The organism is Paeniroseomonas aquatica (genome assembly GCF_030409335.1).
Lineage (GTDB): Bacteria > Pseudomonadota > Alphaproteobacteria > Acetobacterales > Acetobacteraceae > Belnapia > Belnapia aquatica.
Genome location: NZ_JAUFPN010000178.1, coordinates 88,446 through 109,648, shown reverse-complemented (window position 1 = coordinate 109,648; position 21,203 = coordinate 88,446). Strand labels below are relative to the sequence as shown.

Annotated in this window: 20 protein-coding genes; 10 read left to right on the top strand and 10 right to left on the bottom strand. The window is 75.2% G+C overall.

Translation table 11 applies throughout. The features are described 5' to 3' along the window. Positions 1–2 precede the first annotated feature (2 nt). Positions 3–980, bottom strand: a complete 978-nt coding sequence (locus tag QWZ14_RS19760; protein ID WP_290318544.1) for a Bug family tripartite tricarboxylate transporter substrate binding protein — start codon at positions 978–980, stop codon at positions 3–5. Positions 981–1,052: 72 nt separating this feature from the next. On the opposite strand from QWZ14_RS19760, the gene QWZ14_RS19755 reads away from it, so the two are divergent. Both QWZ14_RS19755 and QWZ14_RS19750 read left to right on the top strand, forming a co-directional pair. Further along, entirely contained in the window at positions 1,053–2,138 is a 1,086-nt protein-coding gene (locus tag QWZ14_RS19755; protein WP_290318542.1) for an isocitrate/isopropylmalate dehydrogenase family protein, read from the top strand. Next, complete coding sequence (locus tag QWZ14_RS19750; RefSeq protein ID WP_290318541.1) at positions 2,135–3,658, top strand: flavin monoamine oxidase family protein; 1,524 nt, start codon at positions 2,135–2,137, stop codon at positions 3,656–3,658. Before QWZ14_RS19755 ends, QWZ14_RS19750 begins: the two co-directional genes overlap by 4 nt. 4 nt (positions 3,659–3,662) lie before the next feature. Here the strand turns inward: QWZ14_RS19750 and QWZ14_RS19745 are convergent, their stop codons facing one another. The 8 genes from QWZ14_RS19745 to QWZ14_RS19710 all read right to left on the bottom strand — a co-directional run bounded on the left by QWZ14_RS19745 (position 3,663) and on the right by QWZ14_RS19710 (position 11,495). Beyond that, complete coding sequence (locus QWZ14_RS19745) at positions 3,663–4,268, bottom strand: TetR/AcrR family transcriptional regulator (protein ID WP_290318540.1); 606 nt, start codon at positions 4,266–4,268, stop codon at positions 3,663–3,665. 82 nt (positions 4,269–4,350) lie between these two features. Beyond that, positions 4,351–5,070 (bottom strand): alpha/beta fold hydrolase, encoded by a 720-nt coding sequence (locus tag QWZ14_RS19740; RefSeq protein ID WP_290318539.1) that lies wholly within the window; start codon positions 5,068–5,070, stop codon positions 4,351–4,353. Positions 5,071–5,103: 33 nt separating this feature from the next. Then, positions 5,104–5,862, bottom strand: a complete 759-nt coding sequence (locus QWZ14_RS19735; RefSeq protein WP_290318538.1) for a hypothetical protein — start codon at positions 5,860–5,862, stop codon at positions 5,104–5,106. Positions 5,863–5,947: 85 nt separating this feature from the next. Further along, positions 5,948–6,364: a PaaI family thioesterase gene (locus QWZ14_RS19730; protein ID WP_290318537.1), complete on the bottom strand. Its 417-nt coding sequence runs from the start codon at positions 6,362–6,364 to the stop codon at positions 5,948–5,950. Further along, on the bottom strand, positions 6,364–7,572 hold the full coding sequence (gene hutI / locus QWZ14_RS19725) for an imidazolonepropionase (protein ID WP_290318536.1): 1,209 nt from the start codon (positions 7,570–7,572) through the stop codon (positions 6,364–6,366). Before hutI ends, QWZ14_RS19730 begins: the two co-directional genes overlap by 1 nt. Further along, positions 7,569–9,071 carry a histidine ammonia-lyase gene (gene hutH / locus QWZ14_RS19720; RefSeq protein ID WP_408903726.1) on the bottom strand — a complete coding sequence of 501 codons (1,503 nt, stop codon included), beginning with the start codon at positions 9,069–9,071 and terminating at the stop codon, positions 7,569–7,571. The genes hutI and hutH overlap by 4 nt, the downstream gene beginning before the upstream one ends. Then, positions 9,068–10,744, bottom strand: coding sequence for a urocanate hydratase (gene hutU / locus QWZ14_RS19715; protein WP_290318535.1), 1,677 nt, complete (start codon positions 10,742–10,744; stop codon positions 9,068–9,070). The genes hutH and hutU overlap by 4 nt, the downstream gene beginning before the upstream one ends. 31 nt (positions 10,745–10,775) lie before the next feature. Next, positions 10,776–11,495 carry a phosphatase PAP2 family protein gene (locus tag QWZ14_RS19710; RefSeq protein ID WP_290318534.1) on the bottom strand — a complete coding sequence of 240 codons (720 nt, stop codon included), beginning with the start codon at positions 11,493–11,495 and terminating at the stop codon, positions 10,776–10,778. Between the two features lie 113 nt (positions 11,496–11,608). On the opposite strand from QWZ14_RS19710, the gene QWZ14_RS19705 reads away from it, so the two are divergent. The 6 genes from QWZ14_RS19705 (at position 11,609) to QWZ14_RS19680 (ending at position 16,874) form a co-directional block, all read left to right on the top strand. After that, positions 11,609–12,499, top strand: a complete 891-nt coding sequence (locus tag QWZ14_RS19705) for a lipid kinase (RefSeq protein WP_290318533.1) — start codon at positions 11,609–11,611, stop codon at positions 12,497–12,499. Positions 12,500–12,555: 56 nt separating this feature from the next. After that, positions 12,556–13,926 (top strand): formimidoylglutamate deiminase, encoded by a 1,371-nt coding sequence (locus QWZ14_RS19700; protein ID WP_290318532.1) that lies wholly within the window; start codon positions 12,556–12,558, stop codon positions 13,924–13,926. Further along, positions 13,923–14,678 (top strand): SDR family NAD(P)-dependent oxidoreductase, encoded by a 756-nt coding sequence (locus QWZ14_RS19695; protein WP_290318531.1) that lies wholly within the window; start codon positions 13,923–13,925, stop codon positions 14,676–14,678. The genes QWZ14_RS19700 and QWZ14_RS19695 overlap by 4 nt, the downstream gene beginning before the upstream one ends. A gap of 101 nt (positions 14,679–14,779) precedes the next feature. Beyond that, positions 14,780–15,292 (top strand): type II RES/Xre toxin-antitoxin system antitoxin, encoded by a 513-nt coding sequence (gene parS / locus QWZ14_RS19690; protein WP_290318530.1) that lies wholly within the window; start codon positions 14,780–14,782, stop codon positions 15,290–15,292. Further along, positions 15,289–15,789: an RES family NAD+ phosphorylase gene (locus QWZ14_RS19685; RefSeq protein ID WP_290318529.1), complete on the top strand. Its 501-nt coding sequence runs from the start codon at positions 15,289–15,291 to the stop codon at positions 15,787–15,789. Before parS ends, QWZ14_RS19685 begins: the two co-directional genes overlap by 4 nt. A gap of 107 nt (positions 15,790–15,896) precedes the next feature. After that, complete coding sequence (locus QWZ14_RS19680; RefSeq protein WP_290318527.1) at positions 15,897–16,874, top strand: TRAP transporter substrate-binding protein; 978 nt, start codon at positions 15,897–15,899, stop codon at positions 16,872–16,874. A gap of 15 nt (positions 16,875–16,889) precedes the next feature. Here QWZ14_RS19680 and QWZ14_RS19675 read toward each other — a convergent pair whose 3' ends face one another. After that, positions 16,890–17,780, bottom strand: coding sequence for a polysaccharide deacetylase family protein (locus QWZ14_RS19675; protein ID WP_290318526.1), 891 nt, complete (start codon positions 17,778–17,780; stop codon positions 16,890–16,892). A 91-nt stretch (positions 17,781–17,871) separates the two neighbouring features. Between QWZ14_RS19675 and cydD the strand changes: the two genes are divergently transcribed. Together cydD and cydC are read left to right on the top strand one after the other, a co-directional pair. Next, entirely contained in the window at positions 17,872–19,554 is a 1,683-nt protein-coding gene (gene cydD / locus QWZ14_RS19670; protein ID WP_290318525.1) for a thiol reductant ABC exporter subunit CydD, read from the top strand. After that, positions 19,551–21,197: a thiol reductant ABC exporter subunit CydC gene (gene cydC / locus QWZ14_RS19665; protein WP_290318524.1), complete on the top strand. Its 1,647-nt coding sequence runs from the start codon at positions 19,551–19,553 to the stop codon at positions 21,195–21,197. The genes cydD and cydC overlap by 4 nt, the downstream gene beginning before the upstream one ends. Positions 21,198–21,203: the final 6 nt, after the last annotated feature.

The window sequence follows — 21,203 nt, the reverse complement described above, 5'->3', positions numbered from 1 at the left end:
CGTCAGCCCTCCAGCCGGACATTGGCGATGCGGGCGACCTCGCGCCATTGCGCGATCTCCCGCCGGACGAAGGCGCCGAATTCCTCCGGCGTGCCGGGGGCGGCGGTGCCGCCCAGCTCGAGGAAGCGGGCCTGCACGGCGGGCTGGCGCAGGATGGCGCCGACATCGGCGTTGACCTTCTGGATGATCGCCTCGGGCGTGCCGGCCGGGGCGCAGAGCCCGGTCCAGCCATAGGCGCCGTAGCCCGGCGCGACCGTCTCGGCGATGGTCGGCACATCCGGCAATTGCGGCGCGCGCTCGGGCGTGGTGACGGCGATGGGGATGACCTTGCCGGCCTGGATATGGGGCAGGGCGGAGGCGACGCTGTCGACCATCAGCTTGACGTTGCCCGAGAGCAGGTCGGCCATGGCCGGGCCGCTGCCGCGGTAGTGCACCATGTTGAGCCGGATGCCGGTGCGGTGGACAAACAGCTCGGCCGACATGTGCTGGCTGGTGGCGGGGCCGGCGGTGGCGAGGTCGATGGCGCCGGGGGCGGCCTTGGCGGCGGCGACGATCTCGGCGGCGGTCTTCATGCCGAGCGAGGGATGCGCCACGATCAGCAGCGGCAGCACCACGACGTTGGTGATGAAGGCGAAGTCCTTTTCGGCGTCATAGGGCAGCCGCGGCAGGACGGAAGGGTTGACGCCGAGCGTGCCGGAGGTGCCGGCGGTCAGCGTATAGCCATCGGGGGCCGCCCGCGCGCCCGCTTCCAGCGCCGGGGCGCCGGCGCCGCCGCCGCGATTCTCGACAACGACGCGCTGCGGCCAGCGACGCGACAATTCATCGGCGTAGACCCGCGTGAAGATGTCGGCGGCCTGGCCGGGCGGGAAGGGGACGATGATGCGCACCGGCCGTTCGGGCCAGGACCCTTGTGCGCGAACCGCCGGGGCCGCGAGCACGGCAGCCGTGGCGAGCAGCGCGCGCCGGGTGATGATGGACATGGGGGTTCCTCCGTTGGCCCTGGGCGGGGCTTTGCCGCAGGATAGGGGCCAATCGGCACAGGGGGAATGCACATGGCCAGCAACACGGTACGGATCGCGGTCCTGCCCGGCGACGGCATCGGCACCGAGGTGACGGAGGCGACGCTCGGCGTGCTGGAGCCGCTGGCGAAGCGCCACGGCATCGGGATCAGTACGGAGACGCTGGCGGCCGGCGCCTTCCACTACCAGGCGACCGGCGATGCCTTCCCCGAGGCCAGCTTCCGCGCCGCCGAGGCCGCGGATGCCATCCTGCTCGGCGCCATGGGCTGGCCCGGCATCCGCAAGGCGGATGGCACCGAGATCGCGCCGCAGCTCGACCTGCGCTTCCGCCTCAAGCTCTATGCCGGGGTGCGGCCGGTCCGCGCCATCCCCGGCGTGCCGGTGGCGCTGGCCGATCCGCGCGCGGCGGGGATCGACTTCGTGCTCATCCGCGAGAGCACGGAGGGGCTGTTCCATTCCAGCGGCAAGGGATTGGTCACTGAGGACTACGCCGAGGAGACGCTGCGCATCACCCGCGCCACGACCGAGAAGCTCTCCCGCTTCGCCTTCCGCCTGGCCGAGCGGCGCGCGGCGAAGCGCGGCCGGAAGGGTCGCGTCACGCTGGTGGACAAGGCCAATGTCTTCCGCGCCTTCGCCTTCATGCGCGGCGTCTTCGACGGCGTGGCGCGCGAATTCCCGGCGGTGGAGTCGGCGCATCACTACGTCGATGCCATGGCGCTCGACCTGGTGCGCCACCCCTGGGCCTTCGACGTGCTGCCGACCGAGAACATGTTCGGCGACATCCTCTCGGACCTCGCGGCCGGGCTGGTGGGCGGGATGGGCTTCTCGCCCAGCGCCGACATCGGCGACGACCACGCGGTCTTCCAGCCGGCGCATGGCACGGCGCCGGATATCGCCGGGAAGGGCATCGCCAACCCGACCGCGACCCTGCTCTCGGCGGCGATGATGCTGGACTGGCTGGCGGCGCGCGGCGCCGGGCAGGGCTTCGCCGATGCGGCGGCGGAGCTGGAGGCGGCGGTGGACGGCGCCTTCGCCGCTGGCCTCCGCACCGCGGATATCGGTGGTCCCGATGGGACGGCGGCGGTCGCCAGGGCCGTCGCCGCCCGCTTCGGCGCGTGATCTCCCGCCGGGCGCTGCTGCAGGGGGTGGGCGCGCCCGGCGGTCTGCCGGCGGCGATCGCCACCCTGGCGGCGCTCGGCCGGCTGCCGGCGGCGCCGGCGCGGGCGGCGGCGCCGGTGCTGCCGCGCGGCGACCGCCGGGTCATCGTCATCGGCGCCGGCATCGTCGGGCTGGTCGCGGCCCATGAGATGCGGCGCGCCGGCTGGTCGGTGCGCGTGCTGGAAGCCGCCGACCGCGCCGGCGGCCGCTGCCTGACCCTCCGGGCCGGCGACACGGTGCGGGAGAGCGGGGCGCCGCCGCAGCGCGTGGCCTGGGAGGCCGCGCCGCACCTCTACTTCAACCCCGGCCCGGCCCGCATCCCGCACCACCACCGCGGCATCCTCGGCTATTGCCGCGCGCTCGGCGTGCCGCTGGAGGTGCAGGTGAACGAGAACCGCGCCGCGCTGCTGCAATCCTCCGCCGGCCCGGTGCCGCAGCGGCGGGTGCAGGCGGATCTGCGCGGCCTCGTCGCCGAGCTCGCCGCCAAGGGGCTGGAACGCGGCACGGCGGAGGCGCCGCTGGGCGAGGCCGACCTCGAGGCGCTGCGCGCCATGCTGCGCCGCTTCGGCGCGCTGGGGGCCGACCACCGCTACCACGGCAGCAGCCGCGCCGGCTGGGCGAGCCCGCCGGGCGCCGGGCTCGAGGCGCCGCGCGCCATGGTGCCGCTCGATCCCCGGCTGCTGCTGGAGCCGACGCTCTGGGCCGGGGCCGCCTTCGCCGAGGGCATCGACTATGCCGCCACCATGCTGCAGCCGGTGGGCGGCATGGACCGCATCGCCGCCGCCCTGGCCACGGCATTGGGCGATGCGCTGGTGCTGGGCGCCGAGGTCGTCTCGCTCCGCCGCACCGAAGCCGGCGCCCGGGTGCGCTGGCAGGGCGCCGATGGTCCGCACGAGGAGGAGGCCGCCCAGGTCCTCGTCACCCTGCCGGCGCCGCTGCTGGCGCGGCTCGACACCGACCTGCCGGCGGCGCGCCGCGCCGGCCTCGCCGCGCTGCACTACTCCTCCGCCGCCAAGCTTGCCTTCCACTGCGCGCGGCGCTTCTGGGAGGAGGACCACGCCATCTACGGCGGCATCTCCTGGACCCCCGGGGATGCGACGCAGCTCTGGTACCCCTCGCACGGCTTCCACGCCGAGGGCGGCATCCTGACCGGCGCCTACATCTGGGACGACGAGCTGGGCGCGCGCTTTGCCGCGCGCAGCCCGGCCGCACGCGCCGCTGCCGTCGCCGCCGATGGCGAGGCGCTGCATCCGGGCCTGGGGCGGGAGGTGGCGGCGCCCGTCTCCGTCGCCTGGTCGCGCCTGCCGCGGGCCGGCGGCGCCTGGGCGGAATGGACCGCGGCGCAGCGCCGCGCCCTCTACCCGCTGCTGCGCGCGCCCGAGGGCCCCTACCACTTCGCCGGCGAATACCTCTCCTGGCTCACCGGCTGGCAGGAGGGGGCGGTGCTCTCGGCCTGGGCCGCGCTGGAGGGGATGGGCTGAGCGGTCAGCGCTGGCCCAGCAGCGCCGCCACGCCGGCATCGAGGATCCGCTCCGGCGGCGGGGCGCCGCTGCCCGGGGCCGGCATGCCGGCCCGCTCGAGCATCGCCACCCCGTGCGACAGGGCCCAGATCTGCAGCGCCACCAGCCGCGGGTCGGCGACGCCGGCCGGCAGCACGCCGGCCACGGCATGGGCCAGCCCCTCGAAGGGGCCGCCGGGAGTGGCCTCGGCCGGGGCCGCCTCGGCCGGGCGGAAGGCGAACATGGCGGCGTAGTAGCCCGGCTCCTCCCGCGCGAAGGCGAGGTAGGCCGGGCCCAGGCCGGCCAGCGCCTCGGCCGGCGCGCCGGCCCCGGCGGCGGCGGCCTGCAGGTGCCGCCCGAAGGCCGCGAAGCCGCGCCGGCAGAGCTCGGCCAGCACCTCGTCGCGGTCGCGGAAATGGCGATAGGGCGCGGAGGGCGAGACGCCGGCGCGGCGCGCCGCCTCGGTCAGGGTGAAGCCCTGCGGGCCGCGTTCCGCGACCAGGGCGCGGGCGGCCTCCAGCAGGGCCTCCCGCAGGTTGCCATGGTGGTAGCCGCGTCTCGGGGCCGATTCGAGGGAAGGGTCCGCTGCCATGGCGGCAGAGAAGCGGCTCGGTCCTGTAACCGCAAGTCCCACCCCGCGGTCGTTTCGTGCGGATTGGGACGTTCGCGAGGCCTCAGCCGATCGCCGCCAGCATCCGGGCGAGCTCGGCGGGCGCCGTCACCATGGCGTCGTGGCCGGTGGCGATCTCCTGCCAGGTCCAGTCCGGTCGCGCCCGCACCCAGTCCCGTGCCCAGTCGAGCGGCGCGTACCAGGGGGCGGAGCAGGCGATGTAGGTGCAGGGCAGGCCGTTGCCGGGCGGTGCGCCCAGCCGCAGCGGGGTGCGGTAGGTCCCGGCCGGATGCGGGGTCAGCCGCCGCCGCACCCAGGGGGCGAGGGGGTGGTCCTCGGGCACGCCGAAGGCGTTGACCGGCGGCGGCGGCGCCACCAGCCCGGCGCCCTGCTCGGCCACCAGCCGGCGGCGCTCGGCCGCGACCTCGGGCCGCATCCGGCCCCAGGGCGTCTGGCCATCCTCGAGGATCATGGCATCGAGGTAGACCAGGTGGCGGATGCGGCCGGGGACGCGGTCGGCGGCGCCCGAGACGGCATTGCCGCCGAAGCTGTGGCCGACCAGCACCACATCCTCCAGCTCCTCCGCCTCGAGGTGCTGGACCAGGTCCTCGACGAAGGTGTCCATCGTGATCTGGGCCGAGAGCAGGTGCCGGCGCTCGCCGAGGCCGGTCTGGGTCGGCGTGGTCACCCCATGGCCGGCGGCCCGCAGCAGCGCCGCCACCTCCCGCCAGCACCAGGCGCCGTGGAAGGCGCCGTGCAGCAGCACGTAGGTCTTGCCGGCCATCGTCTTGCTCCCCGCTTGTGCCGGGGGAGGCTATCAGAAGTCGACGGAGAGGATCACCTTGCCGGCCCAGCGGTCGCTGGCATGGGTCAGCCCGTGGCCGAGGCCGACATGCAAGGCGAAGCGGTTGGTCAGCTTGACGTCGGTGGTGACGAAGAGCTGGTGCGCCTGGCCGCGCGGCGCCTCGGGCCGGTCGAAGCGGCCGAAATCCATGTAGTGCTCGAGGCCGAGCCAGACGATGTCGGACACCTGCCGCACGCCGCGCACCGCCGGGGCGAAGATCGCGCCGCCACGGCCCAGCGGCATCTCGACCGCCGGGTTGAGGATGAGCTGCCAGCGCCCGGTCCGCAGGTCGATGATCGGCCGCAGCGTCACCGCCCAGTCGGCCTCGGAGAAGCGGGCGGACTGGTGGCGCAGCTCGACGTCCAGGCCATAGGCGAAGGGCCGGTCGGCGGCGCCGGGGCTGACGAAGGTGTTCCGGACCTTGAAGCCGCCGCCGTAGATGTCGCCGGTGAATTCGCGGGCGACCGGCAGGAAGACCGCGATCTCGTGCCAGGGGGCGGTGGGAAAACCGATCTCGGGGGTGAGGAGCATGCCGTTGCGCGGCGCCCCGGCCTCGCGCGGGCTGTCCAGCCGGCCGCGGCGGCCGAGATTGTAGTGCAGGTTGAAGTCGACCGCGCCCGGTTCGCCGATGCGGCCGTCGAAGATCTGGAACTCGTCGAAGCCGGCCGCGGCGGCGGGCCTGGCACCGAGGCCCGCGGCAAGGATGAGCAGTGAAGCAAGCAGTCGGCGCATAAGGGTCCCTCCGGCGCCGCACCGTGCCGCATCTGGGATGGTACGCCAACCTCGGCCGGCCAGGGTCCCGGCGCCGGCCGATGCCTCAGGGCGCGATCACCGCCCAGGTTGTCGTGACATGCACGGCGATGGCGTCGCTGCCCTCGGCCCGCAGCATGATGTCGCCGAAGACCATGCGGCGGCCGCGCTTGACGATGCGCGCCTCGGCCAGCACCGGGCCCGAGCCCGCCGGGCGGAGGAAATTGACCGTCATGGACGACGTCACGCTCTCGTCCTTCCCGCCGGTGACCGAGAGGAGGGCCGCCCACATCGCCACGTCGGCCAGCCCCATCAGCGCCGGGCCGGAGACGGTATTGCCCGGGCGCAGCAGCAGCGGCTGCGCCGGCAGCCGCACCACCGCGACGCCATCGGCGGCCGAGATCACCTCGACCCCCCAAGCCCCGGCCAGCGGCACGCCGCGATGGATGATGGCCTGCATCTCGGCCAAGCTCGGCGTTTGCATCAGCGTCCTTCCAACACCCGGCCCAGGAAAACACGACCCAGGCAGGGATTGCGGCCGAACCAATAGCAGAGCTCGGCCGGGCGGGTGACCCCGAACAGCGCCAGGTCGCAGCGGAGCCCCGGCGCCAGCCGGCCGCGGTCGGCCAGCCCCAGCGCCGCCGCGGCCTCGACCGTGACGCCGCGCAGCGCCTCGGCCACCGTCAGCCGGAACAGGGTGCAGCCGAGGTTCAGCATCAGCAGCAGCGACTGCGCCGGGGAGGAGCCGGGGTTCATGTCCGTGGCGAGGGCCATCCGGACGCCTGCGGCGCGCATGGCGGCGATATCCGGCATGGCCGCCTCCCGCAGGAAGTAGGTGGCGCCGGGCAGAAGCACCGCGACGGTGCCGGCCGCGCCCATGGCGGCGAGGCCGGCCGCATCGGCCCGCTCCAGGTGATCCACCGAGAGCGCGCCGTGCCGGGCGCCGAGGGCGGCGCTGCCCATGTCGGCGTGCTGGTCGCCGTGCAGCTTGAACGGCAGGCCGGCCCGCCGCGCCGCCGCGATCACCAGCAGGGTGTCGGCATCGTCGAAGGCGAGCCGGTCGTGGAAGACATCGACGGCATCGGCGAGGCCGGCGGCGGCGGGGATGATCTCCTCGGCCACCAGCCGGGCGTAGTCGCCCCGGCGCCCGGCGTAGTCCGGCGGCACCGCATGGGCGGCCAGCAGCGTTGTCACCACCGAGACCGGCAGCAGCTCCGCGATCCGCCGGGCGACGCGGAGCTGGCGCAGCTCGGCCGCCTGCTCCAGCCCGTAGCCGGACTTGATCTCGAGCGTGGTGACGCCCTCGGCCAGCAGCGCCCGGGCGCGGGGCAGGGCGGCGGCGAGCAGCGTCGCCTCATCGGCCGCGCGGGTGGCGCGCATGGTCGAGAGGATGCCGCCCCCCGCGGCCAGGATGGCGGCGTAGTCCTCGCCGGCCAGCCGCCGCTCGAACTCGTCCGCGCGGTCGCCGCCGAAGACCAGGTGGGTGTGGCAGTCGATCAGCCCGGGCAGGATCCAGGTGCCGGCGCAGTCGATGGTCTCGGCGGCCGGGCCGGGCAGGGCGGCGCGCGGGCCGACCCAGGCGATGCGGCCGCCCCGCGCGGCGACGGCGCCATCCTCGATCACTCCGAGGCCGGGGCCATCCATGGTGGCGAGGTTCGCGTTCAGCCAGACGCGGTCGAAGGGGGCGCTCATGCCTCGCCCCAGGCGACCAGCGCGGCGAAGCGCCCGCGCTCCACCAGCGCCTGCACCGCGGCGATGTCGGGCGCCATCGCCCGGTCGGCGTCCCAGGCGGCGGCGACGCCGCGCACCAGCCCATGCGCGGCCTCGAGCGGCGGCGCGCTCTGCAGGGGTCGGTGGAATTCGAGGCCCTGGGCGGCGGCGAGCAATTCGATGGCGAGGATCGCCGCCAGGTTCTCCGCCATGTCGTGCAGCCGCAGCGCGGCGCCGGTCGCCATGCTGACGTGGTCCTCCTGGTTGGCGCTGGTCGGGATGCTGTCGGTGCTGCGCGGCGCGGCCAGGGCGCGATTCTCGGCGACCAGCGCGGCGGCGGTGACCTGGGCGATCATGAAGCCGGAGTTGAGCCCGCCGTCCCGCACCAGGAAGGCCGGCAGGCCGGAGAGCACGGGGTCCACCAGCAGGGCGATGCGGCGTTCGGCGATGGCGCCGAGCTCGGCCAGCGCCAGGGCCATGGCATCGGCGGCGAAGGCGACCGGCTCGGCGTGGAAATTGCCGCCCGACAGCACCTCCGCGCCGATCACCAGCGGATTGTCGGTGACGGCATTGGCCTCGCGTTCCAGCACCTGCGCCGCATGGCCCAGCAGGTCGAGGCAGGCGCCGGCCACCTGCGGCTGGCAGCGCAGCGAATAGGGGTCCTGCACCCGCGGGTCGCCGTCGCGGTGGCTGTCGCGGATGGCGCTGCCGGCGAGCAGCGCCCGCAGCGCGGCGGCGACGCGAATCTGCCCGGGCTGGCCGCGCAGCGCATGGATGCGGGCATCGAAGGGGGTGTCGCTGCCGCGCGCCGCATCGACCGAGAGCGCGCCGGCGACCAGCGACGTCGCCAGCAGGTCCTCCGCCGCGAACAGCGCCGCCAGCGCCAGGGCGGTGCTGACCTGGGTGCCGTTCAGCAGCGCCAGCCCCTCCTTCGGGCCGAGGGCCAGCGGCGCGAGGCCGGCACGGGCCAGCGCCTCGGCGCCGGGCAGCACGGCCTCGCCGACGAAGGCCTCGCCCTCGCCGATCAGCACCAGGGCGAGATGCGCCAGCGGCGCCAGGTCGCCGGAGGCGCCGACCGAGCCGCGCGCCGGGATCGCCGGCAGGACATCGGCGGCGAGCAGCGCCAGCAGCGCCTCGACCGTGGCCGGCGCCACGCCGGAGGCGCCGCGCGCCAGGGACAGCGCCTTCAGCGCCAGGATAAGCCGCACCACCGGCCGCGGCAGCAGCGGCCCGACCCCGGCGGCATGGCTGCGCACCAGGTTGAGCTGCAGCTGCGCCAGCTTCTCCGCCGGGATGCGGGTGCCGGCCAGCTTGCCGAAGCCGGTGTTGACGCCGTAGATCGCCTCGCCGGTCGCCATCCGGGCGGCCAGCGCGGCGGCCGAGGCCTCGACCGGGCCGCGCCAATCCGCGGGCAGGGCCAGCGGCCCGCCCTCCATCACCGCGCGCAGCGCCGGCAGGGTGGCGAAGCCGGGCGCGATCACCGGCCGATCATGGGCAGGTCCAGCCCATGCTCCCGCGCGCAGTCGATCGCCGTCTCGTAGCCGGCGTCGGCGTGGCGCATGACCCCGGTCGCCGGGTCGTTCCACAGGACACGCCTGAGCCGCCGCGCGGCATCCGGCGTGCCGTCGGCCACGATGACCATCCCCGCGTGCTGGGAGAAGCCCATGCCGACGCCGCCGCCGTGGTGGATCGAGACCCAGGTCGCCCCGCTCGCGGTGTTCAGCAACGCGTTGAGCAGGGGCCAGTCGGAGACGGCGTCCGAGCCGTCCCGCATCGCCTCGGTCTCCCGGTTCGGCGAGGCGACGCTGCCGCTGTCCAGGTGGTCGCGGCCGATGACGATGGGGCCGATCTCGCCGCGCGCCACCATCTCGTTGAAGGCGAGGCCGAGCCTGTCCCTGACGCCGAGCCCGACCCAGCAGATGCGCGCCGGCAGGCCCTGGAAGCTGATCCGGGCGCGGGCCATGTCGAGCCAGCGGTGCAGGTGGGCGTCGTCGGGGATGAGTTCGCGCACCTTGGCGTCGGTCCGGTAGATGTCCTCGGGGTCACCGCTCAGCGCCGCCCAGCGGAAGGGGCCGATGCCGCGGCAGAACAGCGGGCGGATATAGGCCGGGACGAAGCCGGGGAAGCCGAAGGCACCGGTGAGGCCTTCCTCCTTGGCCATCTGCCGGATGTTGTTGCCGTAGTCGACCACCTGGGCGCCGCGGGCCTGGAAATCCAGCATGGCCTGGACCTGCGCCACCATGCTGCGCTTGGCCGCGGCGGCGACGGCGGCCGGGTCGCGCTCCCGCAGCTCCGCCCATTTCGCCAGGGTCCAGCCGGCGGGGAGGTAGCCATTGGCCGGGTCGTGCGCGCTGGTCTGGTCGGTGACGATGTCCGGCACCACGCCGCGGCGGACCAGCTCGGGGAAGACCTCCGCCGCGTTGCCGAGCAGGCCGACGCTGATGGCGCGGCGCTCGTCGCAGGCGCGGCGGATCATGGCGAGGGCGGCATCCAGGTCGTCTGCCTTGTGGTCGAGGTACTTCGTCTCCAGCCGCTTCTCGATGCTGGATGGCTGGCACTCCACCGCCAGGACGCAGGCCCCGGCGAAGACGCCGGCCAGCGGCTGCGCCCCGCCCATGCCGCCGAGCCCGCCGGTCAGGATCCAGCGCCCGGCGAGGTCGCCGCCGAAATGCTGCCGGCCGCACTCGGCGAAGGTCTCGTAGGTGCCCTGCACGATCCCCTGGGAGCCGATGTAGATCCAGGACCCCGCGGTCATCTGGCCGTACATCATCAGGCCGCGGCGATCGAGCTCGGAGAAATGCTCCCAGCTCGCCCAGCGGGGGACGAGGTTGGAATTGGCGATCAGCACCCGCGGCGCGTCGGCATGGGTCTCGAAGACGCCGACCGGCTTGCCGGACTGCACCAGCAGGGTCTGGTCCTCGCGCAGCCGGCGGAGCGTCTCGACGATGCGCTCGTAGCTGGCCCAGTCCCGCGCCGCCCGGCCGATGCCGCCGTAGACCACCAGCTCCCCGGGCTTTTCCGCCACCTCGGCGTCGAGGTTGTTCATCAGCATCCGGAGCGGCGCCTCGGTGGTCCAGGCGAGCGCGGATTTCCCGAGGCCGCGCGGCGCGCGGATGGCGGGGGCATTGCGGAAGCGGTCCGGGGCGAGGGTCATGCCGGCAGACTACGGCGCCGGCCGTCCCGCGTCATCGGTCCCGACGCCGCCAGCCGGAGACCTGCAGCACCAGCCAGCAGCCCATGGCCCAGGCGGCGCCGAGGCACCAGCCGGCCAGCACGTCGGTCGGCCAGTGCACCCCGAGGTAGACCCGGCTGGCGCCGATCAGCAGCACCAGCAGCACCGCGGCCCCCATGATGTAGCCCTGCTGCCGCCGCTGCGCCGCCGCCCCGGCCAGCAGCGCGCCGAGCGTCAGGTAGCCAACCGCCGAGAGCATGGCATGGCCGCTCGGGAAGCTCAGCGTCTGCACGTCGACCAGATGCGCGACCAGCGCCGGGCGCGGCCGGTCGAAGCCCTGCTTCAGCAGGGTGTTCAGCAGCAGCCCGCCCGGCAGCGAGACCAGCAGCAGCAGCGCCGCCCGGCCCTGCCGGGCCAGCAGCAGGTAGCCCAGCGCGACCAGGGACAGCAGCCCGAGCACCGGGATGCCGCCGAGCGCCGTCAGGTCCCGCATCGCAAGCGCCAGCCAGGGCGGGCCGATCGGCTGGGCCGCGTCGCCCGGCTGGCGCAGCGCCAGCATCAGGGCCTCGTCGAAGCGGTGCTCGCCATCCTCCAGCATGTCGGCCAGCAGGGCGAAGCCGAGCAGGCCGGCGGCGCAGACCGCCAGCGCCAGCAGCGGCACCGCCTGCCCCGCCGCCAGCCGCAGCAGGCGGCGGGGCAGGGGAGGCCGGAAGGGAAGGGGCGTGCGGTCCATGCGGCGGCGATCCTCCTGCGGGTCCGGGCGCAACCCATGGGCGGTTCGGCGGTTGCATGCGCGCAACAGCCGTTGGGGGCCGACCCATTTCCGAAGCGACCAGAGCCGCGGCGATGCCGGGCGGCCATGCCCTGCTGATCGTCAACCGCCACGCCCGCAACGGCGCCGAATCCGCCGCCGCGGCCCGCGCCGCCCTGGTGGAGGCCGGCCTCACGGTCGCGGAATTCGAGGCGCCGGCGGGCATGTCCTGCACCGAGGCGATCCTGGCCGGCACCGCCGGCGGCGACGTCGACCGGGTGGTGGTCGGCGGCGGCGACGGCACCCTGAACGGCGCCATCCCCGGGCTGCTGCAGGTCGGCCTGCCGCTCGGCATCCTGCCGCTCGGCACCGCCAACGACCTGGCCCGCAGCCTTGGCATCCCGCTCGACCTGGAGGCGGCGGCGCAGGTCATCGCCACCGAGGCGGCGCGGCCGATCGACCTCGGCGAGGTGAACGGCCACCGCTATTTCAACGTCGCCAGCATCGGCTTCAGCGCCGAGCTGGCCAAGGAGATGAAGGCCGAGGCCAAGCGCCGCTGGGGCAAGCTCGGCTACGCCATCGCCGCCTTCGGCCTGCTGCGCCGCGCCCGGCCCTTCACCGCGACGCTGATCCACGACGGCCAGGTGAAGCGGATCAGGACCATCCAGGTCTCGGTCGGCAACGGCAAGCACCACGGCGGCGGCATGACGGTGGCCGAGGACGCCCGGCCGGACGATGGGGTCTTCGACGTCTACAGCCTTGAGGTCGAGCACTGGTGGCGGCTGGTGGCGCTGCTGCCCTGGCTGCGCAGCGGCACCCAGGGGCGCTGGAAGGACGTGCGGGCCTTCCGCACCACGGCGCTGGAGCTGCGCACCCGGCGGCCGCGGGCGGTGAACACCGATGGCGAGCTGACCACCCATACCCCGGCGGTGTTCCGGCTGCACCCGGCGGCGCTGCGGGTCTTCGCCCCGCCGCCCGCGGCCTGACCGGCGGCGGGCGCATCCGGCATTCCGCCGGGGCGCCGGCCCCGGCATGATGCGGCATGCCCGCATTCCTCGCCCCCGCCGCCCTGCTGCCCGATGGCTGGGCCGCGGATGTCCTGATCACCGCCGATGCCGCCGGCTGGATCACCGCCGTCCGGCCCGGCATGGCCCCGGGCGCCGCCGGCGGTCCGGTCCGGCGGCTGCGCGGCGCCGTCGTCCCCGGGGTGCCGAACCTGCACTCCCACGCCTTCCAGCGCGCCATGGCCGGCGCCACCGAACGCCGCAGCCCGGCCGGGCAGGACAGCTTCTGGAGCTGGCGGGAGGTGATGTACCGCTTCGCCGCGCGGCTCGGCCCGGCCGAGGTCGAGGCGGTCGCGGCGCAGCTCTGCGTCGAGCTGCTGGAAGGCGGCTTCACCGGCCTCGCCGAGTTCCACTACCTGCACCACGCCCCCGACGGCACGCCCTATGCCGAGCCGGCCGAGCTGCTGCTGCGGCACCTCGCGGCGGCGCGGCGGACCGGCATGGGCATCACCCTGCTGCCGGTGCTGTACCGCCACGGCGGCATCTTCGGCCTGGCCCCGGCGGCGGGGCAGCGGCGCTTCCTGAACGACCTCGACCCGTACCTCCGGATCGTCGCCACGGCGCGGGCGGCGGTGGCGGGGGATCCCCAGGCCGCCGTCGGTATCGCCCCGCACAGCCTGCGCGCGGTCACCCCGGCGATGCTGGCGGCGCTGGCCGGGGAGGACGGGCCGCTGCACATCCATGTCGCGGAGCAGCCGCGCGAGGTGGCGGAATGCCTGGCCGCCACCGGCGCCCGGCCGGTCGAGTGGCTGCTGGCCAACCTGCCGGTCGGGCCGCGCTGGTGCCTGGTGCACGCCACCCACATGACCGCGGCCGAGACCGCCGCCCTGGCCGCGACCGGGGCGGTCGCCGGGCTCTGCCCCACCACCGAGGCCTCGCTCGGCGACGGGGTCTTCCCGCTGGCCGAATTCCTGGCCGCCGGCGGCCGCTTCGGCATCGGCACCGATAGCCATGTCGGCACCGCGGCCCGGGACGAGCTGCGGCTGCTCGAGACCGGCCAGCGCCTGCTGCGGCAGTCCCGCGCCGTCGCGGCGACCGAGGCCTCGCCGCATCCCGGGCGGCGGCTGCTGGAGGCCGCGCTGGCCGGCGGCGCCCGGGCGATGGGCCGGCCGGTCGGGGCGATCGCCCCCGGGCTGCGCTGCGACCTGGTGGAGTTGGACACCGAGCACCCCTCGCTGGCCGGTCATTCCGGGGATACCCTGCTGGACGCCTGGGTCTTCTCCGGCCAGCACAACCCCATCCGCACCGTCGTCGCCGGCGGCCGGGCGGTGGTGGAGGCGGGGCGGCACCTGCTCGGGCGCGAGATCGCCGAGGAATTCGCCGCGGTGATGCGGAGGCTGCTGGCATGAGCGAAGGGATGTTGCGGGGCAAGGTCGCCCTGGTCACCGGCGGCAGCCGCGGGATCGGCCGGGCGATCGCCCTGGCCTTCGCCGAGGCCGGCGCCGACGTGGCGATCTGCCACCTCGGCGATGCCGAGCGGGCGGCGACGCTGGTGCAGGCGGTGACGGCGCGCGGCCGGCACGGCTTCGCCGCGGAATGCGACGTGGCCGACCCGGCGGCGACCCGGGCCTTCGCCGCGGCCGCCGAGGCGGCGCTCGGGCCCTGCGACATCCTGGTGAACAACGCCGGCATCAACCTGCGCGGCCCCTTCGAGGGCGTGACCGAGGAAGTCTACGACCGGGTCATCGACGTCCATGTGAAGGGCATGTTCTTCATGGCCCAGGCGGTCTACGCCGGGATGGTGGCGCGGGGCCGCGGCAAGATCATCAACCTCGCCAGCCAGCTCGCGCTGAAGGGCGGGCCGGACATCACCCCCTACGGCACGGCCAAGGGCGCCATCATCGGCTTCACCCGGAATCTCGCCTGGGAGGCGGCGCCGAAGGGCATCCAGGTGAATGCCATCGCCCCCGGGCCGATCGAGACCGACCTGACCCGGGCGCGCGGCCCGGAATGGAAGGCGATGATCGAGCGGACCATCCTGGCCGGGCGGCTGGGCCGGCCGGAGGAGATCGCAGCGACGGCGCTGCTGCTGGCCGGGCCGGGCGGGGACTACTACGTCGGGGCCACGCTCTCGCCCAACGGCGGCGACGTGATGCACTGAGGGCGCGCGGGGGCCGCCCCGGGGCCGGGGCGGCCTCCGATCCTGCTTGAAGTTTTCGCCGCCACTTGTCATATATTCAGCGACAGATGGCAGGACCTTCCATGCACCACCCACCCGCCGCAGCCGCCGCCCTGGTACCCGCGGGCATGGCACCCGCGGGCATGGCGCCGACGGCACCCCACGACATCGCCGGCCTGCTCGGCGGCGACGAGGTCTTCGCCCGGCCGCTGCACACGACGCTCGAGGCGCATGAGATGCTGCTGGCCGGGCTGCCCGGGCAGGCGTTGGCGCATCTGCTCGACAGCCTCATCGTGCTGGACCGCACCGAATCCCTGGAGAAGGCCATGGGCATCAGCCTGCGGACCTTCCAGCGCTGGAAGGACCGGCCGGGCCGGCCGCTCAGCCCGGACCAGAGCGGCCGGACCTGGAAATTCGCCGAGATCCTGGCCCGCGCCACCAGCGTCTTCGGCGACCGCCAGGCGGCCGAGGAATGGCTGGAGCGCCCGGCCATCGGGCTCGACCAGCGCCGCCCGATGGACCTGCTGGCGACGCCGGCCGGGCTGCAGCTGGTCGAGGAATTCCTCCAGCGCCTCGAGTACGGCGTCTACGCATGACCCCGCTGCCGCCCGCCCTCGGCGGGCCGGCGGACCTCGTCGCCTGGCGGCTCGACACCCTCCGCTTCGCCGAGAGCTGGGACAGCGGGGAGGGCGCCTTCCAGGCCGGCGGGCGCTGGAACAGCCGCGGGGTCCGGGCGGTCTACTGCGCCCTCGACCCGGCGACCGCGATCCTGGAGGTGGCGGTGCACAAGGGCTTCCGGGTGCTCGATACCGTGCCGCACGTGCTGACCGCGCTGACGCTGGACGAGCCGGGGCGGGTGCACGTGCTGCGCCCCGAGGCGGTGCCCAACCCGCACTGGCTGCATCCCGGCATCCCCTCGGCCGGGCAGCAGGCCTTCGGCGACGAACTGCTGGCCCGGCATGGCTGCGCCCTGGTCCCGAGCGTCATCTCCTCCCATAGCTGGAACCTGGTCTTCCTCGCCGCCGCCGGCCGCCATGCGCTGCGGGCCCAGGAACGCTTCGCGCTCGACCCACGGCTGCATCCGCCGGCCTGAGCGCGGCCTGGCCGCTGCCGCTTCCCAAGCCCGGCCGCCGCCTGCCATAACAGGACCGGGACGAACGCCCGCCCTCCACGGCCACCACCACCATCCGGAGGAGCGGCATGCACCGCATCATCACCGCGGCCCTCGCCGCGCTCGTCACGCTCGCCACCCCCGCCATTGCCCAGACCCGCTGGGTCATGGCCACCGCCTACCCGGAGGCCAATTTCCACACCCAGACCATCCGCGCCTTCCTCGCCGACATCGAGGCGGCGGCGCCGGGCAAGCTCGCGGTGCAGCTCCATGCCAATGCCGCGCTGATGCCGCTGCCGCAGATCAAGCGGGGGGTGCAGACCGGCCAGGTCCAGCTCGGCGAATTCCTGCTCGGCGCCCATGGCAACGAGGATCCGATCTACGAGGTCGACTACCTGCCCTTCCTGGCGACCACCTGGGCCCAGGGCCGCGCCCTCGGCCAGGCGATGGAGCCGGCGGTGCGCGCCCGGCTGGAACGCCAGGGGCTGACCGCGCTGTACATGGTCCCCTGGCCCAGCCAGGGCCTCTATAGCCGCACCGAGCTGCGCAGCGCCGAGGACCTGAAGGGCAGCCGCTTCCGGGCCCAGACCCCGGTCCTCGCCCGCATGGCGGAACTGCTGGGCGCCACGCCGGTGCTGGTCCAGGCGGCCGACATCCCCCAGGCCTTCGCCACCGGCATCATCAACGCGATGATCACCAGCGCCCAGACCGGCGTCGACAGCGCCGCCTGGGACTATTCGCGGTATTTCTACAACATCGGCTTCACCCTGACGCGCAACGTGGTGGTGGCGAATACCCGGGCGCTGCGGTCGCTCGACGCCCCGACCCAGGCCGCCATCATGGCCGCGGCCGACCGCGCCACGACCCGCGGCTGGGAGGCCTCCGAGGCCTCGGAGCAGGTGATGACCGCCCGGCTGCAGGCGCAGGGCATGCTGACGCCGGAGCCGAGCGAGGCGCTGATGACCGGCCTCCGCGGCATCGGCGTCCGGCAGGAGGAGGAATGGGTCGCCAAGGCCGGCCCCGAGGGCCGCGCCATGCTGGAGCGCTACCGCGCGCTGCTGCGCTGACCGGGGCGGCGGGCTTCAGGGGATGCTCCCCTCCGGCAAGCCCGTCACGTGGTCGTGGATGGCGCCGGCGGTGGTGATCCAGACCTCGCCGCGCCGCGCGGCGATCGCCGCCAGCGCCCGGCGCAGCGCCCGCAGCCGGTAGGGCTGGCCGATGATGTAGGGGTGCAGCGCGATCCCCATTACCTGCGGGATGCCGTCGCGGGCCACCTGTTCCAGCCGCTCCGCGAAATCCGCCAGCACCATGGCGGCGAAGGCCTCGGCGCCGTCCTTCCGCGCCACCACCGCGGGGATGTCGTTCACCTCCTGCGGATAGGGGATGGCGAGCAGCCGCCCCGCCTCCGTCGCCAGCCAGATCGGCTGGTCGTCGGCGCACCAGTTCAGCGTGTACCGGTAGCCGGCCTTGGCCAGCAGCTCCGGCGTCGCCCGGCTCTCGGCGATCCAGGGGGAGAGCCAGCCGCGCGGCGCCACCCCCTCATGCGCCAGGATGGCGGCGGTGCTCTCGGCGATCAGCGCCCGCTCCGCCGCTTCCGGCATCACCGACTGGCGTTCGGAATTGGTCCGGCCGTGGCCGGCGATCTCGTCGCCCCGGGCCCGGTGGGCCGTGACCAGCTGCGGGGCATGGCCGTACATCGCGCTGTTCAGCAGCACCGTGGCCGGCAGCCCGAGCTGGTCCAGCAGCTCGAGCAGCCGCCAGCCGCCGACCCGGTTGCCGTAGTCGCGCCAGGCGAAGTTCAGCACGTCCGGCTGCGGCCCTCCGGGTGCGAGTTCGGCCCCGAGCCCCTCGCCGAAGGCGAAATGCTCGAGGTTCACCCCGAGGTAGACGGCGAGCTTCGCCCCGCCCGGCCAGGCGTAGCGCGCCCGGCCGGGCCAGGGGGCATAGGCGTATCGGCCGTGGCTCGGCAGCATGCGCAGGCTCCGCGGAATGTTGCCCGCATGTGCCCGCCGGCTTGCGGCGGCGCAAGGTGACGCGCCGCCGTCCAAGGCATAGACTGGCACGATGGCTTCTTCCTCGGCTGGCCAGCAGGATGCGGCGCGCATCCTGCTGCGCCGTGAATCCCGGGCGCTCCGTGCGCATGTGATGCTGCCCGTCGGCCTCGGCGTGGCCGCGACCCTGGCGGCCTTGGGCACCACCTGGCTGGTGGCCCGGCTGCTGGCGGCGCTGCTGGGCCAGCTCGCTGGCTCGGCCGCGGCCGGCTGGCCCGAGCTTGCCGCCGCCGCGGCGCTGGCGGCGCTCGGCGTCGCGCTGGGCCTGGCCCAGGAACGCGCCCAGCTCGCCGCCGGGGAGGCCGCCCGCACCCGGCTGCGCGACCTCACCTTCGCCCGGCTGCTCGCCGCCGGCCCGGCCGACCCGCGCGGCGTGGGGGAGCGGGCCAGCCTCGTGGTCGACCGGGTCGAGGCGCTGGACGGCTACTTCGGCCGCTGGCTGCCGACCGCGACCCTGGCCCTGCTGGCGCCGCTGCTGGTCATCGCCGCCGCCACCTGGGCCGACCCGCAAAGCGGCCTGCTGCTGGCCATCGCCGGCCTGCTGTATCCCTTCGCCATGGCCGCCACCGGCATCGGCGCGGCGACCGCCAGCCGCCGCCAGTTCGAATCCCTGGAGCGGCTCTCCGGCCGCTTCCTCGACCGCATGCGCGGCTTGCCGACGCTGGTGCTGTTCAACCGGCAGGAGGCCGAGGCCGAGGCACTGGGCGAGGCGGCCGACGAACTCCGCGTCCGCACCATGAAGGTGCTGCGGGTCGCCTTCCTCTCGGGCACCGCGCTGGAACTGCTCTCGGCGCTGGCGCTCGCCTGCATCGCCTGGCGGCACGGCGGGCTGCCCGGCGGCGACCCGACCGCCGGGCTCTTCTGCCTGCTGCTGGTCCCGGCCTTCTTCGCCCCGCTGCGGGCCTTCGCCGCCGCCTACCACGAGCGCATGGCCGCCGCCGGCGCCGCCGCCGCCCTGGCGCCGCTGCTGCTGGAGCCCGAGCCGGAGGGGCTGCTGCTGCAGGAGATGCCGCCCAAGGTGGTGGTCACCTTCACCGAGGTCCGGCTCAGCTACGACGCCGCCCGCGCCCCGGCCCTCGATGGCCTGTCCTTCCGGGTCAATGCCGGGGAGACGCTGGTGCTGGCCGGGCCCTCGGGCGCCGGCAAGTCCTCGGTGCTGCGGCTGCTGATGGGCTTCAACCGGCCCGAGGCCGGGCGCATCGCGATCAACGGCCAGGACGCCACGGCGCTGCGCCCGGCCGAGCTGCGCCGGATCTCCTCCTACATCGGGCAGAAGCCGCACCTCTTCCGCGCCAGCCTGCGGGAGAACATCCGCTTCGCCCGGCCGGAGGCCACCGCGGCGCAGGTCGAGGCCGCCGCCCGCGCCGCCCGGGTCGCGGATTTCGCCGCCGGCCTGCCGCAGGGGCTCGATACCCTGGTGGGCGAGGGCGGCTGGGGCCTCTCGGGCGGCCAGGCGCAGCGGGTGGCGCTGGCCCGCGCCTTCCTGCGCGACACCCCGCTGGTCCTGCTGGACGAGCCGACCGCGCATCTCGACCCCGGCACCGAGGCCGAGGTGATCGACAGCCTGCTGAAGCTCTGCCTGGGCCGCACCGCCATCATCGCCAGCCATTCCGCCGCCGCCCGCGCCCGGCTGGGCCGGGTGCTCGAGATCAGCGGCGGCCGGGTCGCCGGCAGCAACCGGGCGATCCAGGCGTGACCGCCGACCTGCTCCGCGTCCTCGGCCTCTGGCGCGGCCGCACCGGCTGGCTGCTGGCCGGCGTCGGCATCACCATGCTCTCGGCGCTGATCGGCGCGGCGCTGCTGGCGCTGGCGGGCCAGGCGGTCGCCGCCGTGCTGGGCGGCGCCGCGGTGGCCGGCACCGTCGCCTTCCTGCTGCTGCGGCCGCTGATCGGCCTCCGGCCCGCCGCCCGCTGGGCCGAGCGCATGGTCACGCACGCCGCCACCTTCCGGGCGCTGGCCGATACCCGGGTCTGGTTCTTCCGCCGGCTGGCCGAGCGCCTGCCGGCCGGCATCGGGCTGCGCCGCTCGGGCGACCTGCTCGGCCGGATGGTGGCGGATGTCGAGGCGCTGGACGGGCTCTATCTCAAGGTGATCATCCCGGTCGCCGCGGCGCTGGCCATGGTGGCGGTGGTCGCGGCGCTGCTGCTCGGCGCGCCGCTGCTGGCCGCCGCCGTGGCCCTGCCGCTGGCCGTCGCCCTGGCGCTGCCGCTGCTGCTCGCCCCCGGCGCCGCCCGTGCCGCGACCGAGGCGGCCGAGGCCCAGGGGCGCCTGCGCGCCGCCGCCGTCGACCCGCTGCTCGGGATCGAGGACACGCTCGCCGCCAATGGCGAGGCCGCGGCCGGCGCCGCGCTGGCGCGGGAGGCGACCAGCCTCGGGCAAGCGCAGCGCCGGCTGGCTGGCCGCGCCGCCCTCGCCGGTGCCGCCGGCACCCTGCTGACCCAGGCCGCCCTGCTCGGCGCCCTGGCCTGGGGGCTGGCCGCCGGCAGCGCCGGGGTGGCGCTGGCGGTGCTGGCGCTGTTCCTGGCGCTCGCCACCGCCGAGAGCATCGGCATCCTGCCGCGGGCCGGCACCGCGCTCGCCGCCGCCGCCGCCGGCGCCCGCCGGCTGTTCGAGGCGGCCGACGCCCCGGCGCCGCTGACCGAGCCGGCCCGGCCGGCCGCACTGCCCACCGGCCACGCGCTGCGGATCGAGGGGCTCGACTTCCGCTGGGCGCCGGACCGCCCGGCGGTCTTCGCGGGGCTGGAGCTGGAGATCGCCGAGGGCAGCCACCTCGCCCTGCTCGGCCCCTCCGGCATCGGCAAGTCGAGCCTCGCCGCGCTGCTGCTGAAGCTGGCGGCGCCGCAGGCCGGGCGGATCACCCTGGGCGGGGTCGACATCGCCACCCTGGCGGCCGCCGACGTCCGCCGCCGGATCGCCTGCCTGACCCAGGACGCAAGGCTGTTCGACGACAGCATCGCCGCCAACCTCCGCATCGCAGCCCCGCTGGCGCCGGAGGCGGCGCTGTGGCGGGCGCTCGACCGGGCCGGGATCGGCACCCTGGTGCGGGCCCTGCCGGAAGGGCTCGAGACCCGCTGCGGCGAGGGCGGCGCCCGCTTCTCCGGCGGCCAGGCGCGGCGGCTGGCGCTGGCCCGGGTGCTGCTCTCGGCGGCGCCGGTGCTGATCCTGGACGAGCCCACCGCCGGCCTCGATGCCGAGACCGAGCGGGCCTTCCTCGAGACGCTGGAGGCGGTGACCACCGGCCGCACCGTCATCCTCATCACCCACCGCCTGACCGGGGTGGAACGGCCGGGCCGCATCCTGCTGCTGGCCGGCGGCTGGGCGCGGCAGGCGGCGGGGTAGCGTCGG

Bases quoted from the DNA above. Each gene is read 5' to 3' on its own strand.
- QWZ14_RS19760 (WP_290318544.1), bottom strand. From the start codon at position 980: ATGTCCATCATCACCCGGCGCGCGCTGCTCGCCACGGCTGCCGTGCTC.
- QWZ14_RS19755 (WP_290318542.1), top strand. From the start codon at position 1,053: ATGGCCAGCAACACGGTACGGATCGCGGTCCTGCCCGGCGACGGCATC.
- QWZ14_RS19745 (WP_290318540.1), bottom strand. From the start codon at position 4,268: ATGGCAGCGGACCCTTCCCTCGAATCGGCCCCGAGACGCGGCTACCAC.
- QWZ14_RS19740 (WP_290318539.1), bottom strand. From the start codon at position 5,070: ATGGCCGGCAAGACCTACGTGCTGCTGCACGGCGCCTTCCACGGCGCC.
- QWZ14_RS19735 (WP_290318538.1), bottom strand. From the start codon at position 5,862: ATGCGCCGACTGCTTGCTTCACTGCTCATCCTTGCCGCGGGCCTCGGT.
- QWZ14_RS19730 (WP_290318537.1), bottom strand. From the start codon at position 6,364: ATGCAAACGCCGAGCTTGGCCGAGATGCAGGCCATCATCCATCGCGGC.
- hutI (WP_290318536.1), bottom strand. From the start codon at position 7,572: ATGAGCGCCCCCTTCGACCGCGTCTGGCTGAACGCGAACCTCGCCACC.
- hutU (WP_290318535.1), bottom strand. From the start codon at position 10,744: ATGACCCTCGCCCCGGACCGCTTCCGCAATGCCCCCGCCATCCGCGCG.
- QWZ14_RS19710 (WP_290318534.1), bottom strand. From the start codon at position 11,495: ATGGACCGCACGCCCCTTCCCTTCCGGCCTCCCCTGCCCCGCCGCCTG.
- QWZ14_RS19705 (WP_290318533.1), top strand. From the start codon at position 11,609: ATGCCGGGCGGCCATGCCCTGCTGATCGTCAACCGCCACGCCCGCAAC.
- QWZ14_RS19700 (WP_290318532.1), top strand. From the start codon at position 12,556: ATGCCCGCATTCCTCGCCCCCGCCGCCCTGCTGCCCGATGGCTGGGCC.
- QWZ14_RS19695 (WP_290318531.1), top strand. From the start codon at position 13,923: ATGAGCGAAGGGATGTTGCGGGGCAAGGTCGCCCTGGTCACCGGCGGC.
- parS (WP_290318530.1), top strand. From the start codon at position 14,780: ATGCACCACCCACCCGCCGCAGCCGCCGCCCTGGTACCCGCGGGCATG.
- QWZ14_RS19685 (WP_290318529.1), top strand. From the start codon at position 15,289: ATGACCCCGCTGCCGCCCGCCCTCGGCGGGCCGGCGGACCTCGTCGCC.
- QWZ14_RS19680 (WP_290318527.1), top strand. From the start codon at position 15,897: ATGCACCGCATCATCACCGCGGCCCTCGCCGCGCTCGTCACGCTCGCC.
- QWZ14_RS19675 (WP_290318526.1), bottom strand. From the start codon at position 17,780: ATGCTGCCGAGCCACGGCCGATACGCCTATGCCCCCTGGCCCGGCCGG.
- cydD (WP_290318525.1), top strand. From the start codon at position 17,872: ATGGCTTCTTCCTCGGCTGGCCAGCAGGATGCGGCGCGCATCCTGCTG.